Source organism: Acidithiobacillus sp., from assembly GCF_023255755.1.
Classification (GTDB): domain Bacteria; phylum Pseudomonadota; class Gammaproteobacteria; order Acidithiobacillales; family Acidithiobacillaceae; genus Acidithiobacillus.
In genome coordinates this window covers 1,085-13,784 of sequence record NZ_JAGDVS010000160.1, presented here as the reverse complement: position 1 = coordinate 13,784, position 12,700 = coordinate 1,085, and the positions used below count along the sequence as shown (strand labels likewise).

The 12,700-nt window shown below is 59.2% G+C and carries 7 protein-coding genes and 1 pseudogene; 2 read left to right on the top strand and 6 right to left on the bottom strand.

Features of this window, described 5'->3' with window-relative positions; genetic code table 11:
- The 4 genes from Q0C48_RS11320 to Q0C48_RS11305 all read right to left on the bottom strand — a co-directional run.
- Nucleotides 1-2,272: filamentous hemagglutinin N-terminal domain-containing protein (locus Q0C48_RS11320; protein ID WP_291524409.1), on the bottom strand; the 2,272-nt coding region annotated here is incomplete at its 3' end.
- Between the two features lie 12 nt (nt 2,273-2,284).
- Nucleotides 2,285-4,003: a POTRA domain-containing protein gene (locus Q0C48_RS11315; RefSeq protein WP_291524407.1), complete on the bottom strand. Its 1,719-nt coding sequence runs from the start codon at nt 4,001-4,003 to the stop codon at nt 2,285-2,287.
- A 496-nt stretch (nt 4,004-4,499) separates the two neighbouring features.
- Nucleotides 4,500-8,171, bottom strand: coding sequence for an AAA family ATPase (locus Q0C48_RS11310; RefSeq protein ID WP_291524405.1), 3,672 nt, complete (start codon nt 8,169-8,171; stop codon nt 4,500-4,502).
- Between the two features lie 11 nt (nt 8,172-8,182).
- Nucleotides 8,183-9,412, bottom strand: coding sequence for an exonuclease SbcCD subunit D C-terminal domain-containing protein (locus tag Q0C48_RS11305; RefSeq protein ID WP_291524403.1), 1,230 nt, complete (start codon nt 9,410-9,412; stop codon nt 8,183-8,185).
- 550 nt (nt 9,413-9,962) lie between these two features.
- On the opposite strand from Q0C48_RS11305, the pseudogene Q0C48_RS11300 reads away from it, so the two are divergent.
- Both Q0C48_RS11300 and Q0C48_RS11295 read left to right on the top strand, forming a co-directional pair.
- A pseudogene (locus tag Q0C48_RS11300) lies at nt 9,963-10,205 on the top strand (transposase); the annotation flags it as partial.
- Between the two features lie 161 nt (nt 10,206-10,366).
- Nucleotides 10,367-11,257, top strand: a complete 891-nt coding sequence (locus tag Q0C48_RS11295) for an alpha/beta hydrolase (RefSeq protein WP_291524401.1) — start codon at nt 10,367-10,369, stop codon at nt 11,255-11,257.
- Here Q0C48_RS11295 and Q0C48_RS11290 read toward each other — a convergent pair.
- On the bottom strand, nt 11,254-11,736 hold the full coding sequence (locus Q0C48_RS11290) for an isoprenylcysteine carboxylmethyltransferase family protein (RefSeq protein ID WP_291524398.1): 483 nt from the start codon (nt 11,734-11,736) through the stop codon (nt 11,254-11,256). The two genes, Q0C48_RS11295 and Q0C48_RS11290, sit on opposite strands and share 4 nt — an antisense overlap.
- A gap of 171 nt (nt 11,737-11,907) precedes the next feature.
- A complete protein-coding gene (locus Q0C48_RS11285) occupies nt 11,908-12,612 on the bottom strand; it encodes an HAD-IA family hydrolase (RefSeq protein ID WP_291524396.1) in 705 nt (234 codons plus the stop codon).
- Nucleotides 12,613-12,700: the final 88 nt, after the last annotated feature.

Here is a 12,700-nt window from a genome sequence, read left to right as displayed (position 1 = left end):
AACTCGTCCCGATCGGCGTGAAGTCGCCACTGGGCGTGCTGCCGGTCAGGCTGAGGTTGGTGCCCAGGACATACTTTGCACCGAGGTTCTGGTTGATGTTCTGCAACTGCGGTTGGGTCAGGATGACGCCATAGGCCGTGGGAGTGGCACTGGTATCGGTGCCCAGATACACTTGACCACTGACCGTATCGAATGACGCATTAGCCAAAAGATACGGCGTGGTTTGATTGCCGCCATTCCCCCAGACCGTACTGCCGAAGCCTGTGGGCAAGGCTGCCGCCAGGCTCGTCGTCGAGATCCCCGTGACACCAGTGGTGGTTCCAGCACCAACGCCGGGCGTAGTACCACTGGTCGTCGTGTCCCAATAACCATCTGTGATACTGCCGTTGTTGTACCCGACCAGGCCGCCGACGTCGTTGCTGCCCGTCACCGAAACGCCCATCAGTCCCACGTTCTCAATGGTGCCTTTATTGAACCCAAAAAGTCCCACATAACTGCTCGACGCTGTATCAATCGTCAGTCCGGCAATGGTGTGTCCCAGACCGTCAAAGGTGCCGGTGAAGGCATTGTTGAAACTCGTCCCGATCGGCGTGAAGTCGCCACTGGGCGTGCTGCCGGTCAGGCTGAGGTTGGTGCCCAGAGCGTAATCACCGGCCAGACTACTACCGATACTCTGTAGAGTGCTCTGACTGTCAACAATGGTATAGGCGGTCAAGACACCCTTGCTGCCCAGCTCGGTGCTGAATGTGCTGCTAGTCCCCAAATTAATGGGCGCCTTGAGGGTGACACTGGCCGCCGTGCCGCCAATCACCCCGTTGGTACTGCCCATCCCGTACTCCAGGGTCAGCCCTGCCGTTCCTGTCGCCGTGAGCGGCTGGTTCACGACAATGTTGTTATAGGCATCGAGAATGAGGCTGTTCTTGCTCCAGGAGACCGGAGAGTCGACGTAGATATCGCCGGAGCCTCCTGTATTGCTGGTAGAAGAAATGGTGATACGAGTTTTTGTGCTGAGTTCGCTCTCCAAAAAAGTCGGCGTGATGCTGTTGGTACTGCTACTGCTGGCATTGCTGCTGATCGTGTAGCTGGCGGGGTCGATCGTCCAGTTGCCGGTCTTTCCATCCGCTGCCGCCGTGGTGATGTTGGCGTTGCTGCTGACCTGCACCTGCGCGCCCGAGGTGTCGATGCTGCCGCCGTTGCCGCCATTCGGTGCGGAAGCATCCAGGGTGCCGCCTACGACGACCGTGCCACTACTGCCGCCCAGCAGGGCGATGTGCCCGTCTTCGGTGCCCACCGTCTGTGCTTCAATTTCGCCGGTATTGTTCACCACCGTCTGCAGCAGGGCGTTCTTGGCATCGCCACTGAGAATCACCGTACCGCCGTTGGCCTGAATCAGCCCGCCGTTCTCGGCCAGGGCCTGCAGGACGCTGCCGCTCACCGCAAAGTGCAACAGGCTGTTCCCCTGCAGGGTCAGGTCGACCAAACTGCCGGCCCCCAAAGCAACCGTGCCACCGGGCGCGATGAGGCTGCCGGTGTTGTTCACCTGGTTGCCGATAAAGGCCACATAACCGCCCGGAGCGGCGGTAATCGTGCCCGCATTGTCCACCGTGGCCGTACTGCTGCCGCTGAAGGTGTAGTTGCCCTTCAGAAAGTCGGCATTGCTGATGGGTAGGGTCGAGGCGAGAATCCCGCCCACATTCACTTGGGCACCCGGCGCAAAGGTAATCCCGTTGGGGTTCACCAGAAACACCTGACCATTGGCCTCGAGGTTCCCGAAGATCTCACTGGGATTGCTGCCAGTGACGTTGTTCAGGGCCACGCTGGCGGCATTGGGCTGCTGAAAGTCCACCGTCTGTCCGCTGCCGATCCCGAAGCTCTGCCAGTTGAGAATGGCCTTGCTGGAGGTCTGGGTAATGGTGAGTTGGTGTCCGCTCTGGCTCAAGGTGGCCTGTCCGGAGACCACCTGGCCGCCGGTAGGCAGACCGTCCCCCGGCAGGGCAAAGGCCAGTGGCGCAAAGAGGACGATCCCGCCGCCGAGCAGGAAGGTCTGCCAGCGTACCACCTGGCGGATGCTCCGGGCACGGATGTGTGGTAGCGGTTCCGGATCGGCGGTGTCTGTCACTGCATGGGCCACACCCGCATCCACCCGCCGCGCCGCGCCTTTCCGCCGCCGACTTGTGCCCGGGGCACCCCCACGGCGGTAGCCCGCAATCTCTGAAACCGCCACCAGCATCCGATGGGAAGCACTCCAGACCAACCGATATATGTGGTTCATGAAATGCCTCCCTCAGGAATGAACAAATGCGCCGGGCGTCACCACCAGGGTGGCCCAGAGTTCACTGTGCTGATTGGCACCCGCCGTGTTGGCGGCGTTGCCGATACGGTGCACCCAGTCGAAGCGGCATTGGATGCCCCGAACGTGGTACTGCAGCCCGAGACCCGTTGCGGCCATCCCTAGCCGGTTCGGCTGCGGCGCGCCAGGATAAAAATCGTGATACTGCCAGACTTCCCCACCCTGCAGCAGCACCGCCGCCCGCAGGCTGCCCGGGATCGGCAACGGCAGGCGATGGGACAGGGACAGGCGGGCGAGAATGCCCTGGTCTCCGGCGCCGCTGCCCACCGCCGCACTCATGATCCCCTGGGGTCCCCCCAGATACAGTTGCTGACTGGGATCCAGATTCTTCGAGGCCACCTGAGCCAGCAGATGGGCATTCAGGCGCAGGCCCACCGGCAGTGTCTGTAACCGGACCAGCTGGAATTGCCCCATCCAGAACAGTCCCGCCGTGCGCGGCCCCGCCGCATCCGCCGCCTGGGCGGCACTGCCGAAGATGACCTTGTTGCCGCCGGTTACCGTGACCGATCCGGAACTGACCCCGTCGCCTCCCGCCAGAGCGCCATTGACGCCCCACTGCACCAGGTTCAGCTCCGTGTCCGTCGCACTGTTCGGGATAACTCCCGACTGCTGGGTGAAACGGTCCTGGATGAAGTTCAGGCTGCTGCTGAGCACCGCCCCCGGGCGCAGCAGGATCGGGTAGGAGAATCCGCCTCCCCACTGGATGGCCCGACCGGTCTCGTCCAGGGACGCAAAGTTCTCGCCCAGCCGGTAGTGGGTCCAGGAGGCAAACAGGGTGGCACGCAGGCCGTTCCAGAGGTTGGGGGAAAGCAGGGACAGGCCGGCGGCATGCAGCAGGCCACCGCTGGTGGTCAGGCCATTGGCCGCGATCTCGCCGCCATAGCCGAAGGGGTTGCGCAGGTTGACATCCCCCTGCCACTGCACCCGGCCGGTGTAGTTCCCGCCGTAGTTGTTCACGCCCACACTGCCGGAGAGCAGCGGGCGGTTGTGTACGGCGACATTGAGGGAACTGGTCTGGGGCTGGGTTCCCGGTACCAGGGTACCGGCTACCCGGACGCCGGGGGTCTGATTGAGCAGCAGCAGACCCCGGTTCAGGGTATGCTGGCGGATCAGTGCGCCGGGCGCCGCACCCAGGGTATATCGGGCTTCGCTGTCCGCAAGACGCGAATTCGGAGAAATCCGGATCTGGTCATAACGCGGTTCCACCATCTGGAGGTGAATCTGACCCGCTCGGATCTCCTGGGCGGGCAGGTAGGCGTAGGCCAGAGGATAGCCGCGCTGATGCAGGGCTTGGGTCAGGGTGTCCGCTGCCTGTTGCAGCTGCCCGAGGGTGACGGTGTGCCCTTCCAGGGGGCGGAGGGTCGCCTGCACGAAGTCCGCCGGGAGCAGGGTGTTGCCGATGACGGTGATCTGCCGTACCGTAATGGGGGCCCGGGATCGGGAGGCTTGTTGTGCGGGCGCGGGCAAGGCCAGCACCGTACCGGGAGCTGCGGGCAGGACCGGCGCCGGTCGGACCTGCTGCAGAATCTGCCCCGGCGCGGGAACCCTGTATGAAGGCACTGCGGCCAGGGCCGGCAGGGCGGTCAGAAGACCGGTACACAGCAGGGACAAACGCAGGCCGCAGGGCAGGCGCAGTGAAGAGAGGTGGGGCATGGCTTGCGTCCTTCGGTTGCATAATTGTTTTCTTATACTTACATCAAACCCTGATGCGCCCAAAAATACCCAGCCGCCGGATTATTGTCAATGCAAGCCCCTGTTAGGGATGCCGCTGCCTGCAAGAGTATCCAGCCACCCCAGGAGGGTACGGTGCGGGGCGCCATGGAAATTCTCCGAAACATGGGTTGATGTCTGGCGGCCCGGACCTGTCGGTCTGCGCGGAAAGAAAAAGTATACTGGCCGTGTCCTGGCGGTACATAGCCCGCTATGGAAGGTCATGGAGAGGGCGTGGGGCAGGGTGGGGGATGACCTAAAGGTGTCCTGACGGTGCACTGAGACGCCCTTAGGGCCTTTCCGCTATGCTCGGAATGCCGAGGAGGGAAAGTAGAATGGCGCATCCCTTGAAATCGGGTGGTTTGTTGGTTGGGTGGCGGGATTATGGCGTAGCGCCGTTCTGTTGCGGCAACAATCATAACCCCCCGTGTATTTTGGCCTAAAATACGCAACCAGGCCCAGATATGGCACTTCTTCCCCCTGTTCTCGGTGTCACTTGAATCTGGGTGCCAATACGCTCTTTGAGAGCAGCCACATGGGAAATCACGCCAATGAGCTTGCCTTCCTGCTGGAGACCCGCAAGAGTTTCCAGGGCCATATCCAAGGCTTCCTCATCCAGGGTGCCGAAACCTTCATCGAGAAACAGGGAATCCACCCGCACATTTTTACTGGCCATGTGCGAGAGGCCCAGCGCCAGCGCCAGGCTGACGATAAAGCTCTCTCCACCCGAGAGGTTTTTGGTGGAACGCACCTCCCCGGCCTGATAGTTATCGATCACATTGAGTTCCAGCGGTTGCCTGCCATCGCGGACCAGCAGATAGCGGTCGGTCATTTTTTGCAGTTGCCGGTTGGCGTGGCTGACCATCAATTCAAAAGTCAGACCTTGGGCAAAATTGCGGTATTTCTTGCCATCGCTGGAACCGATGAGCTCGTGGAGCAGATCCCAACGTCCGCACTCGCGCTTCTGCGCCGCGATGGCTTCGCCCCTCCCATGCATCTGCTCTTTCAATGCGGCGTTGTCCTTGAGTCTTTGAGAAAGACCACCGATCTCTTGCTGCATATTCCGGTGATTCACCATGAGATCGCTCAATATCTGACTGACCGTATCTTTTGGCGCATCGGTGATCTGCTTTTGCCGTTCTGTCGCTAGCAGGGTATTTTTTTCTTGCTCCATGGCGTTGAGCACCGACGCTTCGTCCTTCAGTTGGAACGCGGCATCCGCCAGTTTTTTACGGTCATCCTCCGGCAGACGGGTCGATAAGAATTGCACTTCGCTGGCGAACTCCGCCTTCAGCAAGCGACTCGCAAAAGCGGCCTCAGCAGCCTCTAATCGAGGTTTTCTTTCTGTGACGCCTACCACAAGATTTGCCATGCTCTCCTGGAGTAAGGCCAGTTTCTGTTGCGCCGTATACATTCGCCGCCGCACATTTTCGAGTGTGTTCTCGGCAGACACTATTGCACCGGAAAGATGCCTTTCCTCGTCTTCGGGATTTTTATCGCCCAAAAGCGCACGACGCTGATCTTTCCATGCCTGCTGTTCCACTCGTAGCATTTCGAGTTGTCTCTGCTGCTTTTGGGTCTCCCCATCCAACTTCAACATCTCCTCGCCCTGATGGCGTATCTGCGCCTCCAGTGCGGCGCGTTTCACAACGAGGTCACCTTTTTCTTCTTGGCGGCGTAGCCATTGGGCGCGCCGTTCGCTTAAATCTGTCTGAATCTGATCCAGGGTATCCAGAGAAACAGGGACAACACTATAAGTCGCCAGATCCCCGGACAAAATCGCCATGTATTGCTCCTGTTGGGCAGAGAGCGATAAGGCGTCCTCTTTGATCTGTTCCAGAGATTTTTCGAGGGACGCCTTTTGATGCCGCGCTGACTCAAACTCCCGGTCTGCCTTCACAAACGCCGTCTTGGCCTGATCCAGGGAGATGCGTAATTCTGCCAATGCCTTTTCCGCAGCCTCTGCGCGACGCACGATACCATGCGCCCGCTCTAAGGCAACGCCATGTTCGTCCCGCAAAGTCTGCACCTGGTCTGTCAGTTGGGGATCCTCTGCTTGTGGCAGGGCGAAAACCTGCCCATTGGCAGCAATCAGGTCCTGTGCGGCGACCCGTTGCGTAGCCGCATATTGCTGCTCAGCGTGCAGCCGCTCCAGTTCTTTGCCCTGCTCAGCCTGTTTCACTTTCAGCGCCGTAATCTCTTCTGCGTTGGCATCCTGCGCAGTTTTGGCAGCAATCAGGGCTTGGCGGGTTTCGTCAACGTGCGGAATATTTCCCTCCGCGAAGGGATGCTCTGTTGCGCCGCAAAGCGGGCAGACCTCACCGTCCTCTAATTGATGACGCATTGCCTCCAGACTTTCTATCCGGTTGAGGAGCGTGGTCTGGGTTTCCAGCAGGGAAACCGTGTGGTCGTGGGTCGTTTTCTGCGCCAGTTCGGCGGTAAGGCGTGCGTCCAGAGTCGCATTTTCCGCAAGCAGTGCGGTCTGATGCACATTCAGAGTCGCCAGGTGCTGCGTCGTCTGCGCGATGATTTGGGCGGCATCCTGTATTTTTGCCAGAACAATATCCTGATCCTTGAGCCTGTCCAGGCAGACGCGCCACTCTGGGAGTTCCTGTCCCTCCAGAAGGTCCTTAAAGGATAGCTGTTTTTCGGCCTCTTCTTTTTGCCGGTCATTCAACGCGATTTCGGCCCTACTGCGCCCCTCCGTCCCCTCCTGCCATGAGCGAACTGCCGTCGCTAAGGCCTCCTCCGTCTGCTGTATCGCCCTGCCTTTCTCCCGCCACTGCCCATACACCTGCTGCACCGCCTCCATCCGTGCCCGCATACCGGCAAGATGTTCCACTAGCCCTGCATCCGCTTGTGTGTCTACCAACTGCTGCGTGAGGACCGCAAAGGTGTTTTGCAGGCGTTCCTGTTCCCTGAGATCGGTATCCTGCTTCACGCGGAGCGCTTTCAGAGATTGCGCATACGCGGCGATGGCGTCGGAAGCCACTCGAACAGGTGCTTCTTTTTCACGGATTTTGAGATCCAGTTCGCGCACCTGCCGAATAAGGGGCAGGGCCTGTTGCTGCGCTGTCTTGCTGGCTTCCAGTTGCACTGCAGCCATGCGCTCCGCCTCGGTAGCCTGACGGACGGCTTCCACCTGTTCCGGCAGTATGGCCTGCTTCTCCCGATAGCTCGCCGCATCTGTCTCTTGCGCATGGCGAAGCGACTGCAAGGCGGTATAATCCGCTTCCAGTTCGAGTGCCTTATTTGCCTGCGTCAGTCTCTCCTGTTCAGGGGCAAAGGCAGTGACTCTGACCTGCAAATTCACTTTTTGCCCGGCGATCTGCTGCAGATCCGTTTCCAGTTGCGCGATACTGTCCAGCCAGCGGATTATCTCCTGGGTCCGGGCAATTTCTGCAGCCAACTTTGCCTCCTGCTGGGTCTTTTGCGCCAGACTGTCGTTCAGCCCTTGCTCTTCTTCCGGACGCAAGAGCCGCATGCCCTCCAGTTCCGCCTCCATTCGCTCCAGTGCGTTACGCTCTACAGTACGCCGTTCATGGACACGGACAGATATCTCGCTGTAAATCTCCGTTCCCGTGATTTGCTCCAGAATCGGCGCACGCTCATCGGCAGCGGCTTGCAGGAAGGCGGCGAACCCGCCCTGAGCCAGCAGCATGGAGCGAGTGAATTGCTCGAAGCCCATGCCCGTAGCTGTCTCAATCCGGTCGGACACCCCTTTGAGTGAGGACTCCAGTAAGCTGCCTGACGGTGTATCGGCAATTTCATGCTTCGGGTTCTGCAATTCACCATCGGGCTTCTTGCGCGCCCGGTGTTGGCTCCAGTGACAGCGGTACCGACCAGTCTGCGTGGCAAAGGTCACTTCGGCAAAACACTCGCCCGTCTGGCGGGACATAATTTCATTGGTGCCCTTGGTAACCTTGTTCAGGCGGGGGGTGCGCCCGTACAGCGCCAGACAAATGGCGTCGAGGATCGTCGTCTTCCCCGCACCAGTCGGCCCGGTGATGGCAAAAATGCCCTCTGAGGCGTAGGCGGGATGGGTAAAATCAATGCTCCACTCACCCACCAGAGAGTTCAGATTTTTGAAGCGTACTTGTTGTATGCGCATGGATCGTCTCGCTATTCTGCTCTGGCGTCGTTTTGCTGGAGAGACGCGATGGTCTCCTGATAGGCGCGCAGCAATTCCGGCCGTTGATCTTCGGGCACTTGATGAGCCGTGAGACAACGCGCAAAAACCTCGTCGACGCTGAGATCATCCAACATTTCCTCATCGTGTATCTGACCCAGCACCCGGTCGACGATCCGGTTGTTCGTGATGCGCAGTATTTCCAGGTCAGAGTTTGCGGTGGCTTTATCCAGGCGATCGCGCAAGTCACTGATGACTTCCGCACCTTCGTAAACCACTTCCAGCCAGGCCTGCGGGTATGTGGCAGAGATCTCCAGAATCCGGGCGGAGATGGCGGGCCAATCGCCTTTGACGCGTTCGAGTCGCTGAAAAACGGGAACTGGCAGCATCTGCACGGTGGGCTCAGCATGATCAAAATCGACCATACAGACACTCTTTGCCTGCTTCGCCTCGCCAAAGCCCATGGGTATCGGCGAGCCGCTGTAACGGCGGCGCTCCGAGCCGCCTACTTTCTGTGGCACATGCAAATGGCCAAGGGCCAGGTAATCCAGACTGTCGGGGAAAATGGCAGCGGTCACCTGAGCCAAGGACCCCACATAGAGATCCCGCACACCATCCCCGTCCACCGTTTGCCCGCCCGCAGCAAACAGGTGGCCCATGGCGACGATGGGGATATCAACGCCCAAAGCGAGACGCTGAGCTTCGGCAATGGCGGTCGCAGCGGCATAGTGATCACGAATGCCTTCGATCAGTTTGCGCTCCTTGTCCTCGATGCTTTCACCGGCTTCAGCCACCCGGATATCGCGGTCCCGCAGGTAGGGGACGGCACAGACGATCAGTTCCGGAATACCACCCTCTGCGTGCAAAACCAGGACCTCGTCACTGATCACCTCAGCGAGTGCGCCGACAACATGCACGTTAAGCACTTTGAGCAATTCCCTGGGTGCATTGAGGAAAGACGGCGAATCATGATTGCCAGCGATGACCACCACATGGTGACAGGACGAAGCTGCCACCGCACAGAGAAATCGGTAGTAAAGCTCCTGGGCGCGGTTGCTGGGTGCACTGGTATCAAAGACGTCACCAGCCACCAGCAAGACATCGACCCTTTCGTGCTGAATCGTCTTCGCCAACCATTTGAGAAATGCCTCGAATTCCTCATAGCGTTTACGACCATAGAGCGTGCGTCCCAGGTGCCAGTCAGAAGTATGGAGAATTTTCATGTATTGCCGCTCTCTTCAGTGTCTGTGGTGATTCGCAAGATGTTGGATTCAGCGCTCTGGAAGGGTCAAATCCGACAACCTATGCTTTATACCACATGAGGATCGCCAAATTGGCGTACGAAACCGCCTGCTGTCGTGTCAAACACAGGCCCAATCCGCTAGAATGGGCACATGTTTGTGCCCATCCTACCTATGCGCAAGGGGCCTGTGACCACGTCTGACCGATACCGCCTCTCCTTTACCACCGGTGGCCTGTTTCTACAGGAAGCGCCACTGATAGCCACGCGCTATCTGGCGCTACGCGACTGGGCGCAAACCCGTGAGCAAGTCAGGCCCGCGTATTTCGTGAACTGCACCTCATCGAACAATGGGGCACCGGCGTGCGCCGCATCTTTGCCGAAGCTCAGGAGTTGGGCCTGCCAGAACCGCAGATTAAGGAGATTGGCATGCGGGTGCGGTTTATCGTGCCGTTACTGGAGCCCATCAGCCTGCGCAAAGAAACACAGCCCATCGGTGAGCAAGTCAGTGAGCAAGTCAGTGAGCAAGTCCTATCCATGTTGCAGGCCTGCCGGGCAACGCCGCAGGCATCGACATTGGCAGCGCCTCCCACTATGTCGCGGTTCCTGCGGATCGTGATGACGAACCGGTACGGGAGTTTGCCAGTTTCACGGAGGATCTTGAGGCCTTGGCCGATTGGCTCAAGGCCTGCGATGTGGACACGGTCGCGATGGAATCCACCGGCGTGTACTGGATACCGCTCTTCGAACTGCTGGAATCGCGCGGATTCACCGTTGGACATGAGGCTGGTTCCCGGTGATATTGGTGCTTCGTAACTATAATGTATTCAATATCCTAAAAAGTGTTTCTTGAGAGCCTGATGCGATTAATAGTTCGTCCAGAAGCGCAGCGAGCGTTACTCCCGGAGAAAAGGGCCATTCAGGCAATGAGTGAGAGATGAAACGGTCGTTAACTTTGGATTCCGGCCACGTTGTATCCTATGAAGATATCGGTGACCCGAACGGGAGGTTGCCGGTATTGTTCTTTCATGGTACGCCCAGCTCCCGTTTGCAACTGAAATTGCTGCCTGCGGCCCTTCGTGATGGCCTGCGCTGGATCGTCTTTGACCGGCCGGGTTACGGAGAATCGGACCGGCAGCCGGGACTGACCATGACCGAAGTGGCGGCAATGGGCGAAGTCTTGGTAAGCCGTCTGGGGCTTGACGCCTTTCAGGTGCTAGGTTTCTCCGGCGGTGGTCCTTACGCGCTGGCCTGCGCCTACGCCATGCCGGAGCGGGTGCGCTGTGTGCATCTGGCGGGCAGTCCCGGACCGGCCGAGCTGCCCGAGATATGGTCCGCCTTCCGTCTTCAGGATCATGTCCTCTTCACCCTGGTGCGCAGGGCACCGTGGCTCCTCAGGGCTTTGTTGCGCCTCAGAATGGCGGGCGTGCAGCGGAGGCCGGAGCGCTTCGTGGCGCAGTTCGCGGCAAAGATGGGCGCCAGTGACTGGTCCCTGTTGTCTGCGCCCGACGTCCTGGCGAAGCTTTGCGAGGACCTGCGGGGGGCGTTGCGGCAAGGGACGGCAGGGATGGCCGATGATTTCGCGGTGCTCAACCGCCCCTGGCCTTTCCGTCTGGAGGATATCCGGGTGCCGGTGCATATCTGGCAGGGTGCCCAGGATCGTGTGAACAGACCACAGGTCGGTTTGGCGCTGGCTGCACATCTGCCGGCGGCGCAGTTTCATCTGCTGGAGTCGGGCACGCATACTATTTTACTGACCCACGCGGTGGAGATCCGGGCGGGGTTGGACCAGGACGTGGGTCCTGACCGGTTTGCAGAAACCCGCTAAATGATACCTGGAATGAGGCGGTACGTGCAGTTGCGGTATTCCTGATAAGTGATCCCGAAGGCATCCGCCAGTATGCGTTCCTCTTTGGCGATTCTCCAGAGGTAGGCCGAGATGACGGGAAGAATGATTATAATCGCTGTGGCCCAGTAACCAAACGACAACGCCAATCCGAAAAAACACAGAAGCGCTCCCGTGTAGGACGGATGGCGCACCATGCGGTACGGTCCATGCCGGATCAGTCGGTGTCCAGGCTGGATAGCCAGGTCCACGGTGAAATATCTCCTTAACGTCATGATCGCATACGATCGCAACAGCAATCCCGCCATCAGCAGCGAACAACCCACCTGCGGCAGATATAGCGCAATATGTGGCTCATGGCGAACTTCCGCCGCCACCGTACAAGCCCAACTTCCGACGCTGGATAAGATCACGACGTTGAATATTTTTGAAGATCCGCCGTCTTGCTTGTTCGCATTCATGGGTGACCGAAAAAAATATTCCAGATATAATTCTAACAATATCCATGCGGATAACACGGCCAACAGTAGAACTGTAGATACCATTATTCGTCACCACCTTTGATTTGTCTGTGCAGATCACCAGCGAGGAAATAGTATACCATCGCATCGGTACATCCTAAATTCCTGAGGTTATCCCGAATTCCGCGACGGATATTTATCCCCGGTGCGCGTGCGTATGAGCCACCCGGGTAAGGCGGTGGGGTCGGTAAAACACGCCGCCGCACCGCTGGCATCCAGGCGTTCCGCGCTGTGTACGCCGCAGAGCACTCCCAGCGGCAAAACCCCGGCGGCAACGGCCATTTCCATGTCGTGCACGGTATCGCCCACCATGATGGCCGCTGCGGGGGGCAGGTCGTAGTGCTGCAGCAATTCGTGGAGCATCAGGGGGTCGGGTTTGGAGCGGCTTTCATCGGCACAGCGACTGGCGCTGATGCAGGCGGCGAGACGGGGATGCTCGCCCAGCACCCGATCCAGACCGCGACGGGCTTTGCCGGTGGCCACGGCAATCTCATAGCCAGCATCGGCGAGTTGCACCACCGTGTTTTCCACCCCCGGAAAGAGGGGCATTTCGCGGAGTGGCGTGCTGAAAAAGCACTCCCGGTAACCCTCCAGAATCCGTTCCCGGGTAGGCTTATCGGCATCGGGGGCGAGGGCCGCCAGGGCGTCTTCCAGTCCCAATCCGATAATTTCCTGGTACTGCTGTTCACCACGATCCACCAGCCCTGCATAGGCAAAAGCATGGGCCAGACAGCCGCAGATGGTAGAGATGCTATCCATGAGGGTGCCGTCCCAATCGAAAATGATCAGTCGGCAATCATCAGGGGGCGGAATCATCCGGCAGACTCCTTACGCAGTTGGGTCAGAATGGCTTGCAGATCAGCCGGCAGCGGGGCCTCAACGCCACAGATCTCGTTCAGCTCCC